At 73.1% G+C, this 13292-nt stretch carries 11 protein-coding genes and 1 riboswitch; of the genes, 5 read left to right on the forward strand and 6 right to left on the reverse strand.

The window, feature by feature from the left end; genetic code table 11:
* The first annotated feature begins 73 nt into the window (after window positions 1-73).
* Complete coding sequence (locus ACFYWG_RS16885; RefSeq protein ID WP_383507972.1) at window positions 74-607, forward strand: DoxX family protein; 534 nt, start codon at window positions 74-76, stop codon at window positions 605-607.
* A gap of 38 nt (window positions 608-645) precedes the next feature.
* On the opposite strand, the gene ACFYWG_RS16890 is transcribed toward ACFYWG_RS16885, so the two are convergent.
* Both ACFYWG_RS16890 and ACFYWG_RS16895 read right to left on the reverse strand, forming a co-directional pair.
* Window positions 646-867: a hypothetical protein gene (locus ACFYWG_RS16890; RefSeq protein WP_376334860.1), complete on the reverse strand. Its 222-nt coding sequence runs from the start codon at window positions 865-867 to the stop codon at window positions 646-648.
* Window positions 854-2266 (reverse strand): PspC domain-containing protein, encoded by a 1413-nt coding sequence (locus ACFYWG_RS16895; RefSeq protein ID WP_383507969.1) that lies wholly within the window; start codon window positions 2264-2266, stop codon window positions 854-856. Before ACFYWG_RS16895 ends, ACFYWG_RS16890 begins: the two co-directional genes overlap by 14 nt.
* A 199-nt stretch (window positions 2267-2465) precedes the next feature.
* Here ACFYWG_RS16895 and ACFYWG_RS16900 point away from each other — a divergent pair, with 199 nt between their 5' ends.
* Window positions 2466-3758: a PspC domain-containing protein gene (locus ACFYWG_RS16900; protein WP_383507966.1), complete on the forward strand. Its 1293-nt coding sequence runs from the start codon at window positions 2466-2468 to the stop codon at window positions 3756-3758.
* Window positions 3755-4489, forward strand: a complete 735-nt coding sequence (locus ACFYWG_RS16905; RefSeq protein WP_383507963.1) for a LuxR C-terminal-related transcriptional regulator — start codon at window positions 3755-3757, stop codon at window positions 4487-4489. The genes ACFYWG_RS16900 and ACFYWG_RS16905 overlap by 4 nt, the downstream gene beginning before the upstream one ends.
* A gap of 28 nt (window positions 4490-4517) precedes the next feature.
* Here ACFYWG_RS16905 and ACFYWG_RS16910 read toward each other — a convergent pair whose 3' ends face one another.
* The gene (locus tag ACFYWG_RS16910) at window positions 4518-5576 is read right to left on the reverse strand and encodes an NlpC/P60 family protein (RefSeq protein ID WP_389201966.1); all 1059 of its coding nucleotides are present in this window, start codon (window positions 5574-5576) and stop codon (window positions 4518-4520) included.
* A 421-nt stretch (window positions 5577-5997) separates the two neighbouring features.
* Here ACFYWG_RS16910 and ACFYWG_RS16915 point away from each other — a divergent pair, with 421 nt between their 5' ends.
* Window positions 5998-6351, forward strand: a complete 354-nt coding sequence (locus tag ACFYWG_RS16915) for a hypothetical protein (RefSeq protein WP_383507957.1) — start codon at window positions 5998-6000, stop codon at window positions 6349-6351.
* Here the strand turns inward: ACFYWG_RS16915 and ACFYWG_RS16920 are convergent.
* Both ACFYWG_RS16920 and ACFYWG_RS16925 read right to left on the reverse strand, forming a co-directional pair.
* A complete protein-coding gene (locus tag ACFYWG_RS16920) occupies window positions 6329-7270 on the reverse strand; it encodes a hypothetical protein (protein WP_376334608.1) in 942 nt (313 codons plus the stop codon). The two genes, ACFYWG_RS16915 and ACFYWG_RS16920, sit on opposite strands and share 23 nt — an antisense overlap.
* 77 nt (window positions 7271-7347) lie before the next feature.
* Window positions 7348-8532 carry an NlpC/P60 family protein gene (locus tag ACFYWG_RS16925; protein WP_389201969.1) on the reverse strand — a complete coding sequence of 395 codons (1185 nt, stop codon included), beginning with the start codon at window positions 8530-8532 and terminating at the stop codon, window positions 7348-7350.
* 7 nt (window positions 8533-8539) lie between these two features.
* Window positions 8540-8714: riboswitch (cyclic di-AMP (ydaO/yuaA leader) on the reverse strand.
* Window positions 8715-9028: 314 nt separating this feature from the next.
* Between ACFYWG_RS16925 and pcrA the strand changes: the two genes are divergently transcribed.
* Entirely contained in the window at window positions 9029-11512 is a 2484-nt protein-coding gene (gene pcrA / locus ACFYWG_RS16930) for a DNA helicase PcrA (RefSeq protein ID WP_376334604.1), read from the forward strand.
* 106 nt (window positions 11513-11618) lie between these two features.
* Here pcrA and ACFYWG_RS16935 read toward each other — a convergent pair whose 3' ends face one another.
* Window positions 11619-13208 carry a M23 family metallopeptidase gene (locus ACFYWG_RS16935; protein WP_385421539.1) on the reverse strand — a complete coding sequence of 530 codons (1590 nt, stop codon included), beginning with the start codon at window positions 13206-13208 and terminating at the stop codon, window positions 11619-11621.
* Between the last annotated feature and the right edge of the window lie 84 nt (window positions 13209-13292).

The following is a 13292-nucleotide window of genomic DNA, read 5'->3' on the forward strand; positions in this document are numbered from 1 at the left end:
AGCGCGGCCGGATCGTCGTACGTATCGTCTGTCGAGGGGCTCGGCACCGGCGGGCGAGAGGCGGCCAGCAGCGATGACGCACGGTATGCGAACGGACACGCACCACGGCCCGCACTTCGGCGAGGGAGGGGGCCGGCGGGACGCAGCCGCCCGCTACGCGCTGCTGCCCCTGCGCCTGTTCCTCGGCGTCACCTTCGTCTACGCCGGCCTGGACAAACTCACCGACAGCGCCTTCCTGCAGGACTCCGGCCCCGGCTCGATCGGCGACATGATGCGCGCCGTGCGCGACTCCGCCGCCGTCCCCGCCCTGGTCGACCTCTCCCTCGAGAGCCCGGTCGGCTTCGGCTACGCGATCGCCCTCGGGGAGCTGGCCGTCGGCATCGGCACCCTGCTCGGCCTGCTGGCCCGGGTCGCCGCGCTCGGCGGCGCGCTGATCTCCCTCAGCCTGTGGCTCACCGTCAGCTGGGCCTCCGACCCGTACTACTACGGCAACGACCTGGTCTACCTCATGGCCTGGATCCCGCTGGTGCTGGCGGGCGCGCCCCTGCTGTCCGTGGACGCCGCCCTGCGGGCGAGGCGGCGGCAGCGCGGCGGAGGGTACAGGTAGCTGAGCCCGGGAGCCCGGGAGCCCGGGAGCCCGGCCCGTCAGGCCTCCGCGCCCGCACCGCCCGCCTGCCGGCGCCGCCGTGCCCGGCCGGCCACGAACGCCACCGCGCCCGCGAGGAACAGTCCGCCCGCGACGAGGGGCAGGGCGACGAACCAGGGGATCTCCCACGCGCCGCCCGCGTCCCCCGCGTACAGCACGCCGGTCGCCGTGAGGACGGTGCCCGCGCACAGCCTGCCGGGCCTGATCTCATGCCGCAGCACGGGCCACCTCCGCCTGTCCCATGCCGACCTGGAGGTCCAGGTCGACGGTTCCGGACCGCTTCACTCCCGCGGCGGGGGAGAGGGTCGTCTCCTGGTGCCGCCCCGGCTGGACGTCCACGTCCTTGGGGTCGTCGCCGGGCAGTTGCAGGTCCCCGATCCCCACCTCGGCGTTCAGCCGCACGGTCACGTCCCGCGGCACGATCACCTTCACCCGGCCCACCCCGACCTCCGCCCGCACGGTCACGGTCTGCTTCCCGGTCAGGTCCAGCCGCGTGAGGTCCAGGGTGCCGACGCCGGTGCCCAGTTCGTAGTGCGGCCGCACGTCCGCCACCGTGGCGGGCTGCCAGGTGGTGCGCGACCAGTGCGTGCCGATGTCCTTGGGCAGGGCCGCCGAGGCGGCGAGCAGACCGGCGGTGACGATCGCCAGCAGGATCGAGCCCGCCCCCGTCCGGCCGAGGAAGGCGCTGACGGCGATGCCCAGGCCCAGCACCGCCAGCGCGCACGACAGGCCCGTCTGCAGGCTGGTGCCGAGCGGATGGCCGTCCCAGGTCAGGCTCGTGCCCAGGGCGCCGGCGAGCAGGGCCAGCAGGAAGACCCAGCCGCCGATCGGGCGCGGGCCGCGGGGCCGGGGCCGCCGGGGCAGCGGGGCGGGGGCGTCCGGGCGCGCCCCGGGCCCCGGGGTGCTCCGGCCGACGTTCACGGCCGCCGCGATGTCCAGGTCACGCGTGTCGCGCGGCCCCCACAGGTAGCCCGTACCGCCGATGTGGGTGCCGTCCTTGACGATCGGGTCGCGCCACCACGACGGCGAGGAGGCGACCGGCGGGGCCTGGGGCTCGGGAGGGGCGTCCGCGACGGCCTGCGCGGCCAGCGGGTCGGGGTCGGGCGCCCCGCGCTGGCGCGACCAGTAGCCGGCGCCCGCCAGCAGCAGCGCGAGGACGACGGCGAAGGTCAGCACCCCGCCGTTCTTCAGCATGGTCAGGAACACTCCGCAGCCGACCAGCGCGAACAGCACCGCCGCCAGGGCCTGTCCGTCGACCCGGCCGGTGAGCAGCTTGCGCACCTCGTTCTCGTCCTCGTCGTCGTAGGGGACGAACAGCCAGGCGAAGCCGTAGAAGATCAGGCCGAGGCCGCCGGTGGCGGAGAGCACCGCGAGGGTGATGCGGAAGATCACCGGGTCCATGTCGTAGTGCCGTCCGAGCCCGGCGCAGACACCGGCCAGGGTCTTGTACCGGCGGTCGCGCCGGAACCGGTCGGCCGGCCCGCCCGGCGCGTGCGGACCGGCGGGGCCCGGCGCACCGGGGTCCGCGGCGGGCGCGGCACCCCGCGGCCCGTCGCCCGGGGCGGGGCGCGGGCCGGGGCCGGGTCCCGGACCCGTCGCGGCGTGCTCGTGATCGGTCATGGGTCCATGGTGACGGGCGCGCCGCCGCAGAGGCAGCCGGATCGACCCTGGTCCGACCCTGATATCGGCCCTGAGACGGGTGCGGGAGGTGTGCGCGGCGGGCACGGCGGAGGTGGGCGAGGCGGCCCGGCGGAGATCAGGGGAGTCTCCGGGGCCGACCCTGATGCTCCCGACACCCGCGCGTGTGACCATCAGTGGCATGTCGGACGCCGCAGCAGCCCCTCTCGCCGAACCGCGGCCGCCGCGCAAGCTCTACCGCAGCAGCGACGGACGCTGGCTCGGTGGTGTCGCGCGGGGGCTCGCCGGGCACCTCGGGCTGCCCGTGGTCTGGGTCCGGCTCGTCTTCGTCGGGCTGTTCATGGCCGACGGCCTCGGCGCGCTGCTGTACGCCGCGTTCTGGTTCTTCGTCCCGCTCGGCGTCGGCGGCGTCGAGGCGCAGAAGCCGCCGTCGTTCGTCGCCGCGGAGACCTCGTCCGACGGCCGGCGCAGACTGGTCGCCCGCCGGCCCGACAAGGGCCAGATCGTGGCGCTGCTTCTCATGGTCGTGGTGGCCCTGGTCTTCGTGGGCAACGTGAACCTCAGCGGCGGGGCCCGGGTCTACCTGTGGCCGACGGTGCTCGTCGGCGCCGGTGTCGCCCTGGTGTGGCGGCAGGCGGACAACGCCCGCCGGGCCCGCTGGGCGGAGGTCGGCCGCCGCAGGCGCACCGTCACCCTGCTGCGCTCGGTGGGCGGTGTGCTGCTGGTGACGGCCGGTGTCTCCGGCATCGTCGTGCTGCAGGGCTCCGCCGCCCACCTCGGCTCCGTCCTGCAGGCCGCCCTCGCCGTCCTCGTCGGGATCACGCTGCTGGCCGGGCCCTACCTGGTGCGGATGACGCAGGACCTGTCCGAGGAGCGGCTGATGCGCATCCGCGCCCAGGAGCGCGCGGAGGTCGCCGCCCATGTGCACGACTCGGTGCTGCACACCCTCACCTTGATCCAGCGCAACGCGGAGAACCCGGGCGAGGTGCGGCGCCTCGCCCGGGCCCAGGAGCGCGACCTGCGGACCTGGCTGTACAGACCCGAGGGCACCGGCAAGGACGAGGCCGACGAGCCCACCACCCTGGCCGACGCCGTGCGGCGCAACGCGGCCGAGGTGGAGGACAAGCACGGCGTGCCCCTGGAGGTCGTGGTGGTCGGCGACTGCCCGCTCGACGAGCGGATCGCCGCGCAGATGCAGGCCGCGCGCGAAGCGATGGTGAACGCCGCCAAGTACGGTGGCGAGGGCGGGGCCGTGCAGGTCTACGCCGAGGTCGAGGGGACGACGGTCTTCGTGTCCGTCCGGGACCGCGGTCCGGGCTTCGACCTCGACTCGATACCCGCCGACCGGATGGGTGTCAGAGAATCGATCATCGGCCGCATGGAGCGCAACGGCGGGACGGCGCGGCTGCGCGCGGTGCCGGACGGCGGCACGGAGGTCGAGCTGGAGATGGAGAGGGCGGAGAAGACGTCATGAGCGACCCGACCGAGGCGAACGGCACCGCGGGAGACGACCGGGCGGCCGCGGAGCCGGGCGGCGGCCCCGGGCGTCACGTGCGCGTGGTCCTCGTCGACGACCACCGCATGTTCCGCACCGGCGTCCAGGCGGAGATCGGGCAGACCGCGCAGACCGGAGTCGAGGTCGTCGGCGAGGCCGCGGACGTCGACCAGGCGGTCACGGTCATCACCGCCACCCGGCCCGAGGTCGTGCTCCTGGACGTGCACCTCCCGGGCGGCGGCGGGGTGGAGGTGCTGCGCCGCTGCGCCCCGCTGATGGCGGCCACCGAGCAGCCGGTGCGGTTCCTCGCGCTGTCCGTCTCGGACGCGGCGGAGGACGTGATCGGCGTGATCCGCGGCGGCGCCCGGGGTTATGTCACCAAGACCATCACGGGCACCGACCTGGTGGACTCGATCTTCCGCGTCCAGGAGGGCGACGCCGTCTTCTCGCCGCGGCTCGCCGGTTTCGTGCTGGACGCCTTCGCCTCCACCGACGCGCCGCCCGTCGACGAGGACCTGGACCGCCTCACCCAGCGCGAGCGCGAGGTGCTGCGGCTCATCGCCCGGGGATACGCCTACAAGGAGATCGCCAAGCAGCTGTACATCTCGGTGAAGACGGTCGAGTCCCACGTCTCGGCGGTCCTGCGCAAGCTCCAGCTGTCCAACCGGCACGAGCTGACCCGCTGGGCGACGGCCCGCCGGCTGGTGTGAGTGCGCCGGCCGGGGTGGGTGCGCCGGCTCAGACCACCCGTGTCGCCCCCGCGAAGGGCATCTCGTCGAGCGGCGCCACGCGGACCGGCGCCGACGGGTTCGGGGCGTGGATCATCCGCCCGTTGCCGACGTAGATGCCGACGTGGCTGATCCCGGCGTAAAAGAACACCAGGTCCCCGGGGAGGAGTTCCGAGCGGGAGACCCGGCGCCCGGCGGCGATCTGGGCGTAGGTGGTGCGCGGCAGGGAGACACCGGCCGAGCGGTAGGCGGCCTGGACGAGGCCGGAGCAGTCGAAGGCGTTCGGGCCGGTCGCGCCCCAGACGTACGGGCTGCCGAGCTTGGCGTAGGCGTAGGAGACGGCGGCGGCCGCGCGGGGGCCGGGGGCCCGGGCCGTGGCCGAGCCGGGGGCCGCGAGCGTGGCGCGGGCGCCCGCCGAGCGGGTGGCGCGGTCCGATGATCCGCTCATCCGGGAACGTTCCTGCGGGGTCAGCCGGGCTAGCAGCTGCCGCGCGGAGCCCAGCTTGCCGGTGACCGTCCTCCTGTGCCGCTGCAGCTCCGCCTGCCGTGCCCTCAGGGACGTCAGCTCGACGCGCGCGGCCCCGCGCAGCTGCTCGATCTCGCGCAGCCGGCTGCGCACGCGGCGGACGGCGGCGCCCTGCCGGTCGCCGGCCCGCTCGACGAACTCGGCGTTCTCCAGATAGCGGTCGGGGTCGTCGGACAGGACGAGCTGCATCGCGGGGTCGAGGCCACCGGAGCGGTACTGCGCCGCGGCGGTCGCACCGAGGGCCTGCCGGGCCTCGTCCAGCCGTTCCTGCGAGCGGGCCGCCCGGTCCTGCAGGGCCTTCAGCCGCTGCCGGGCCGCGTCGGCCTTCTCCTTCGCGCCGTTGTACTTCTCGGTGGCGGCCTCCGCCTGCCGGTAGAGCTCGGCCACCTCGGCCCTGACCTGGCCGGGGGCGGGCTGCGGGTCGGCGTGCCCGGTCCCGTCGAAGCCCGTCGCCGTCGCCGCGGAGGCGAGGGCGATCGTGGCGGCCGTACGGGCTCTGCCGCCGGCCGTGGGGCGTAGTCGGGGCTTTCGGTGCGCTGCCACCTGGGGGCCACGTCCTTTCCTCGACCGCCGGCGGGGGTCTGCGGCCGCCGGGGGAGCGGACGGGCGGCCTGCGCGTCCGGCGGCGGCCCGCACAGGGGAGAACGGGCCGCCGCCGGACCTTCTCGGCGGTGGTGTCCGACTGCCGCCCCTGGCCCGGGCGGCGGTGGGGAGCCGGTCACCTGCTGAAGGACCGTAGAGGTGCGCGTGCGGCTCCCGTGGCGGGTGTGCGGAACTGTCCGCGGAGGACCGGTGGTGACCGTATGCGACCAAGATCCCGCCGCGGCGCCCCTCCCTTCACTCAGTGTGATGACCGGAGCCCCGGATCATGGGCGGGCGGGGGCGGCCGAGTGCCATGGGGCCCATATATGCGTCACCGGGCCGGTGACGGGCGGCCGTGGGGCCCTGGTTAGGCTCCGGCCCCATGGACGTACTCATCCACCTCTTCGTCGGCCTGCACATCATCGGCATCGCCTCGCTCCTGGGCGGCTTCCTCACCCAGATGAAGGCGATGGGCGAGGGTACGGCCCGCTTCACGCCCGCGATGCTGCACGGCGCCCTGACCATGCTGGTCACCGGCATCGTCCTGGTGGGCCTCAACCAGGCCGACGACCAGTCCGTGAACAACGTCAAGATCGGCGTGAAGCTGGCGCTGCTGGTCGTGATCCTGGGCCTGGTCTACGTCAAGCGCGACGAGGAGAAGGTGGACAAGGGCCTGTTCGGCCTGGTCGGACTGCTCACCACGGCCAACGTCTTCATCGCCGTGCTCTGGACCTGACCCGGGAGGACCGCGCCGCGGCCCGGGCCGCGGCGGCGGCCCAGGCGGTGCAGGCGAGCCAGGCGGCCACGGCCACCCACACCAGCGCCTCGCCGGCACCGGCGAGCCAGCCCACGTCGAGCGCCGCGGCGACCTCCAGCGTGGCCGCCGCCGTCACGGCCCCGCAGAACACAGTGGCCCAGCGCCGCGCGTCGTAGTGGTGCCGGGGCCAGAACAGCTCGGCGACCAGCAGCGCGACACAGCACACCGCCGCCAGGACGAGCAGGGTGACGGCGGTGTTGCGCAGGGCGTCGCCGTCGTCCTGGTTCCACAGGTAGAGGCGGGAGCTGTCGGCCGACAGCAGGTACGCCCCGGCCAGCGCCGAGACCGCGAGCGCGCCTTCGGCGAACCAGTGGTCCCCGCGTCCCTCCTCCACCTGCCGGGGCTGGAAACGGAACAGGGCGAAGCCGTACAGCGCGAGCCCCAGCCACAGCAGCACCAGGGCCGCGTGGGCCGGCCAGGCCAGCGACTCGGCCGCGGCCAGGGCGGCGGCCAGCACGGCGAGGCACTGGGTGGCAACACACCGCAGGAACACCGTCCCGCGCCGCCCCCCGACCTCCACGGCCAGCAGCACCGCCCAGAGCAGCGCGGACAGCGCCAGCAGTGCCCAGGCCACGGCCGGCAGGCCCGCGGCTGTGAAACCGGTGCCGAGGACGGCGGCGGCCGCCGCCGTGGTGAAGACGGCGGGCACCTCGCTGCGCCACGCACCGCGCGCCCGCTGCAGCAGGCTCACCGCCGACACCAGCCAGGCGCCGCAGGCCAGGGCGAGGACGACCCGGGAGAGGACCGCGTGACCCGCGGAGTCGAGACCGACCGACACGGTGCCGGTCGCCAGCGCATACGTCGCCCACCAGGTGGCAAACGGGGAGGGACCGGACATAGCGCCGATGCTAGAGAGCAACCCGCGCGGGAGGTGAGGGGCACGCGCGCGTGCCCCTCAAAAACGCCCGCGTCCGCTCAGGCGGGCCGCACCACGCTGTGGACGGCCGACTCGCCGTCGTAGTAGATCGACTCCTCGCGTACGTAGGTGCCGGGCTTGGGCGCGTGGATCATCATGCCGTTGCCGATGTACAGCCCGACGTGCGTGATGTCGTCGTAGAAGAAGACCAGATCGCCCGGCCGCGCCTGCGACACCGGGACGGTGGTGCCGGCGCGGACCTGGTCGTACGTCGTGCGCGGCAGATCGACGCCCGCGGCCTTCCACGCGGCCTGGGTCAGGCCGGAGCAGTCGTAGGAGCCCGGACCGACGGCCCCCCAGACGTACGGCTTGCCGATCTGGGCGCGCGCGAAGGCGAGGGCCTTGTCCGCCTTGGTGGCGTACGAGGAGTCCGTCGGAGCCGTCGTGGTGGACGAGCCGGAGTCCGCCGACGGCGAAGCGCTCTCCTGCCGCGTGGCCTCCTCGCGCTGCGCCCGCTCCTGCGCGGCCTGCTCCCGCGCGGCCTGCTGCCGGGCCAGCTCGGCGGCCCGGCGGTCGGCCTCCTCCTGCTTCTCCTGCTCGATCGCCGCGAGCCGCGCCTTCTCCTCGGCGGTCAGCCGCGACATCAGCGTGCGGGCGTCGGCCAGCTTGCGCTGGACGGTCGCCTTGGCCGCCTTCAGGTCGCCCTGCGCGTCGGTGAGCTTCTCGAGGCTCTCGGTCGCCTCCCGGCGCTTGGTCATCGTCTCGGACTGCTGCGTGACGAAGTCGTCGACCGCTTCCTTCTGGCGGCCGGTCATCCGGTCCATCAGCTGGGTCTGGTCGAAGTAGTCCTGCGGGCTGTCCGCGAGCAGGAACGTCGCCGTCTCCGGGGCGGCGGCCCCCGTGCGGTACTGGGCGGAGGCGTAGGAGCCGAGCTTGTCGCGCGCATCGTTCAGCTTCTGGGCGCGCTGCGCGACGTCGTCGAGGAGGGTGTCGACGCGCTTGCGCTGCTTCGCGGTCTTCTCCTTGGCCGCGTTGTACTTGTCGGTCGCCGACTCGGCCTGGCGGTACAGGTCGTCGACCTTCTTCTCGACTTCTTCGAGGCTGGGCTTGTCGTCGGCCTCGGGTGCGGCATCGGCCGACTGGGACAGCAGGGCCACGGAGGTGAGGGCCGCCGTTGCCAGGGCGGGGGTCCGTATGCCTGCCACGCGCGAACCGGTGGGACGCGACTTGCGGTGCGACGCCAAGGGAGGCGACTCCTTCCATCGTCCGCCTACCGGGTTAGCTGTCGGGTTCGGGCGGGTGGTTCGGAAGGGTTGCCCTACGGCCTTCTCCGGATGCGGAGGCGGGCCGATTCACCCCGGGGTTCTCGGTTGGGTCCCCGGCTCCGGCTGCCGCTGCGGCACACCGGACTCGGCGGAGGCCGCGCGGCCCGGCGACGTTCGCCGGAGAGGGTCGTGCGGCCTGATCGCACGGTAGCCAACTCGTGTGGCCCCTGTGAAGGTTGATGGGTGATATGCCCGATACATTTTCGTGACCTTTCCCGGAAGCGTTGCCCGGAGTGAATGATCGCGGCGGTTTGGTCGCCAGTTGTCCGGAATTGTTGCGGACATAGCGGACCGTGATCATGCGGTCCTGCTGGGTGACAACGAGCCATCCGCCCGGCCCTGGCGGCCGTGGTCCGGGGTGATGTTCTCGGGGTGGCGGCGGGCTGTCAGTGGGGCGCCCTAGACTCGGAGAGCGATGAGCAGCCTCTTTGACGACAGCTTCCTGGCGGACCTCCAGGCCCAGCGCGGCCCCGCGGACGAGCCCCCGCCGCCGCCCGAGGACGATCACGCTCCGGAGCCGCTTCCGGACGATCTGTTCGGCGGGAAGTTCGACGTGCCGCCGGACCGGGACACCCACTACCGGGACGGCGCCCCCCGTCCGGTGATCGACGCCGCCGCGCTGCTGGAAGGGCTGAACGACAACCAGCGCGCCGCCGTGGTCCACGCCGGCTCCCCGCTGCTCATCGTCGCCGGCGCCGGATCCGGCAAGACCCGCGTGCTCACGCACCGCATCGCCCACCTGCTCGCCGAGCGGAACGTGCACCCGGGCCAGATCCTCGCGATCACCTTCACCAACAAGGCCGCCGGCGAGATGAAGGAGCGCGTCGAGCAGCTCGTCGGCCCGCGCGCCAACGCCATGTGGGTCATGACCTTCCACAGCGCGTGCGTGCGCATCCTCCGCCGCGAGAGCAAGAAGCTCGGCTTCACCTCCTCCTTCTCGATCTACGACGCCGCCGACTCCAAGCGCCTCATGGCCCTGGTCTGCCGCGACCTGGACCTCGACCCCAAGCGCTACCCGCCCAAGTCCTTCAGCGCCAAGATCAGCAACCTGAAGAACGAGCTGATCGACGAGGAGGACTTCGCCGCCCAGGCGACCGACGGCTTCGAGAAGACGCTCGCCCAGGCCTACGCGATGTACCAGTCGCGCCTGCGCGAGGCGAACGCCCTCGACTTCGACGACCTGATCATGACGACGGTCAACCTGCTGCGCGCCTTCCCGGACGTCGCCGAGCACTACCGCCGCCGCTTCCGGCACGTCCTGGTCGACGAGTACCAGGACACCAACCACGCGCAGTACGCCCTGGTCCGCGAGCTGGTCGGCACCTCCGAGCACCCCGTCGACGTACCGCCCGAGGCCGAGGTCCCGCCCGCCGAGCTGTGCGTGGTCGGCGACGCCGACCAGTCGATCTACGCCTTCCGCGGCGCGACCATCCGCAACATCCTCCAGTTCGAGGAGGACTACCCGGACGCCACGACGATCCTGCTCGAGCAGAACTACCGCTCCACGCAGACCATCCTGTCCGCGGCCAACGCCGTCATCGAGCGCAACGAGTCCCGCCGCCCGAAGAACCTGTGGACCAACGCGGGCACCGGCGCCCGCATCACCGGCTACGTCGCCGACACCGAGCACGACGAGGCCCAGTTCGTCGCCGACGAGATAGACCGCCTCACCGACGCGGGCGAGGCCAAGGCGGGCGACGTCGCGGTGTTCTACCGCACCAACGCCCAGTCCCGTGTCTTCGAAGAGGTCTTCATCCGCGTCGGCCTGCCCTACAAGGTCGTCGGCGGCGTCCGCTTCTACGAGCGCAAGGAGGTCCGGGACGTCCTGGCCTACCTGCGCGTGCTGTCCAACCCCGAGGACTCGGTGCCGCTGCGCCGGATCCTCAACGTGCCCAAGCGGGGCATCGGCGACCGCGCCGAGGCGATGATCGACGCCCTCGCCCAGCGCGAGAAGATCAGCTTCCCGCAGGCGCTCAAGCGCGTCGACGAGGCGTACGGCATGGCCGCGCGCTCCACCAACGCCGTCAAGCGGTTCAACACGCTGATGGAGGACCTCCGCACGATCGTGGAGTCCGGCGCCGGGCCGGCCACCGTCCTGGAGGCCGTGCTGGAGCGCACCGGCTACCTCGCCGAACTGCAGGCCTCCACCGACCCGCAGGACGAGACCCGCATCGAGAACCTCCAGGAACTCGCCGCCGTCGCCATGGAGTTCGAGCAGGAGCGCGGCGAGGACGCGGAGACCGGCGGCACGCTGTCCGACTTCCTCGAACAGGTCGCCCTGGTCGCCGACTCCGACCAGATCCCCGACGAGGAGGACGGCGACGGCGTCATCACGCTGATGACCCTGCACACCGCCAAGGGCCTGGAGTTCCCGGTCGTCTTCCTCACCGGCATGGAGGACGGCGTCTTCCCCCACATGCGCGCCCTGGGGGAGGCCAAGGAGCTGGAGGAGGAGCGCCGCCTGGCCTACGTCGGCATCACGCGCGCCCGGGAGCGGCTGTACCTGACCCGGTCCACGCTGCGCAGCGCCTGGGGTCAGCCGTCGTACAACCCGCCCTCCCGCTTCCTGGAGGAGATCCCGCCGGCCCACGTGGAATGGAAGCGCACGGGAGCGATCGCGCCCGCGTCCTCCGGGCCGGTGTCCGCGGTCGCGGCCTCCCTGTCCTCGTCCCGCTCGCGCTCCTCGGCCTCCGGCGCGTCCGGCTTCGCCACGCGCCGCACCGCCGAGAAGCCGGTGGTGGCGCTGGCCGTCGGGGACCGCGTCACCCACGACCAGTTCGGGCTCGGCACGGTCGTCGGGGTCAAGGGCACGGGCGCCAACGCCGAGGCGACGATCGACTTCGGCGACACCAAGCCCAAGCGACTGCTGCTGCGCTACGCGCCGGTGGAGAAGCTCTGACCCTGCTGAGGACTCCCCGGGGGCTTCTCCGGGGGAGTGCCTGATTTCGAGGCTCCCGTTCGCACGGCGTGCGGGAGCCTCGGCGGTGCCGGTGAGTGCCGGGTGGCTAGCCCGGGTTGATGCCGTGGCTGCGCAGCCAGGGCAACGGGTCGATCGCCGAGCCGCCGCCCGGGCGCACCTCGAAGTGCAGGTGCGGACCGGTGGAGTTGCCCGAGTTGCCGGAGCGCGCGATCGGGTCGCCGGCCTTCACGGCCGTACCCGAGGGGACGGTGTAGGTGGAGAGGTGGCAGTACCACGTCTCCGTGCCGTCCTTCGCGGTCACGATCATCATGTTGCCGTAGGCGCTGTTCCACTGCGTGCGCACGGTGCCGTCGGTCGCGGCCATCACGGTCGTGCCGTACGCGACGGGGAAGTCGATGCCGGTGTGCAGGGACATCCAGTTGATGCCCGACTGGCCGTAGTAGGCGCTCAGTCCGTGCTGGGAGACCGGCAGGGCGAACTTGGGGCGCAGCCGCTCCTTGCGGGCCGCCTCCTCCGCCGCCCGCTTCTTCTCGGCGACCTGCTGGGCCTTGAGGTCGATGCGCTCCTGCGTACGGCTGGCCCGGTCGGCGAAGTCGTCGGCGCCCGCGGCGAGGCTCTGCAGCTGCGTGTCCAGCTTGTTGTTGGCCGCGGCCGGCTTCACCGGCTGCACGTCGGCGGCCGTGGTGTGCGCCTCGGCAGCGCTGTCCTCGGTCAAGGTGCCCACCGACGCGGCCGCGATCCCCGCGACACCCATCACGCACGCCGAGGGCACCGCGACGGTCAGCAGTGCCGAACGCTTCGGCGGCGTACGGCGGCGGGAGCGGGACCCGGCCCGCGAGGCCGCCCGGGAACCGGTGGGCACGACCTCTTCCTGGCCGTCCAGAAGCGGTCCCACGGCGGGCAGTTCACCGATCGAGGCCGTCTCGTCGCCGTCGGCGGCGGGGCCGTGACCCGCGGGGTCGTCGTAGCCGACGTGCTCGAACGTCGCGGTCTCGAGCTGGTCGAACGGCACCTGCTCCGACTCGTCGAACTGCGTCGGCTCGTGCCCCTCGAACTGCGACTGCTCGTGCTGCTCGAAGGTTTCGGCAGGCTGCTCGTAGCCGTCGCCGGCCGGGGCCACCGAGCCGTCGGAGTTCCACTGCGTGGCGTCGTAGGCGCCGGTGTCGAAGGTCTGCGTGCCCCAGTCCCACTGCTGCGTGTGGCCGGCCCCGTTGCCCGACTGGTCCGGCTGGAGCCAGGCACCGCTGTCCCACTGGCCCGTGGCGTCCGGGGCCTGGGTCGGCGAGGGGATCGCCGACATCGGCTGCCCGCCGGTCGTCCAGGAGGTCGTGTCGTAGACGCCGGTGTCGTAGGCGGCGTGATGCTGGGCCGCGTAGGCGTCATAGTTCGCGTTCTCGGGGGTACTCGTGGACCACTGGCCGGAGTCGTACGCACCCGTGCCGTGGCCGTTGCCCGGCATGTCACCGAAGAGGGGGTCCGTGGCGAAGCTCGAAGCGGCATGGGCGGAGGCGTCGAGACCCGCGTCGGCCCCGGGAAAACCGGTGGCGGTGTGGTCGCCGTACGTGGTGAAGTCGCCGTACGGGGCTTCCTGGGTGCCGTACGACGCGTAGTGCGCCGAGTCGGCGTCGGAAGCCGGAGCCGGGGCCATGGTCCCCGACGGGTGACGGTCGTTCACCAACTTCTCTTTCGCCTCGACAACAGGGGCTGCCAGAGCAGTGCGGCGACTGTACCCGGCGGTACGCGGGCACGACAATCTTCC

It is taken from the genome of Streptomyces sp. NPDC003456 (genome assembly GCF_042878735.1).
Taxonomy (GTDB): Bacteria; Actinomycetota; Actinomycetes; order Streptomycetales; family Streptomycetaceae; genus Streptomyces.

Bases quoted from the DNA above. Each gene is read 5' to 3' on its own strand.
- ACFYWG_RS16885 (WP_383507972.1), top strand. From the start codon at position 74: ATGACGCACGGTATGCGAACGGACACGCACCACGGCCCGCACTTCGGC.
- ACFYWG_RS16900 (WP_383507966.1), top strand. From the start codon at position 2,466: ATGTCGGACGCCGCAGCAGCCCCTCTCGCCGAACCGCGGCCGCCGCGC.
- pcrA (WP_376334604.1), top strand. From the start codon at position 9,029: ATGAGCAGCCTCTTTGACGACAGCTTCCTGGCGGACCTCCAGGCCCAG.
- ACFYWG_RS16905 (WP_383507963.1), top strand. From the start codon at position 3,755: ATGAGCGACCCGACCGAGGCGAACGGCACCGCGGGAGACGACCGGGCG.
- ACFYWG_RS16895 (WP_383507969.1), bottom strand. From the start codon at position 2,266: ATGACCGATCACGAGCACGCCGCGACGGGTCCGGGACCCGGCCCCGGC.
- ACFYWG_RS16915 (WP_383507957.1), top strand. From the start codon at position 5,998: ATGGACGTACTCATCCACCTCTTCGTCGGCCTGCACATCATCGGCATC.
- ACFYWG_RS16920 (WP_376334608.1), bottom strand. From the start codon at position 7,270: ATGTCCGGTCCCTCCCCGTTTGCCACCTGGTGGGCGACGTATGCGCTG.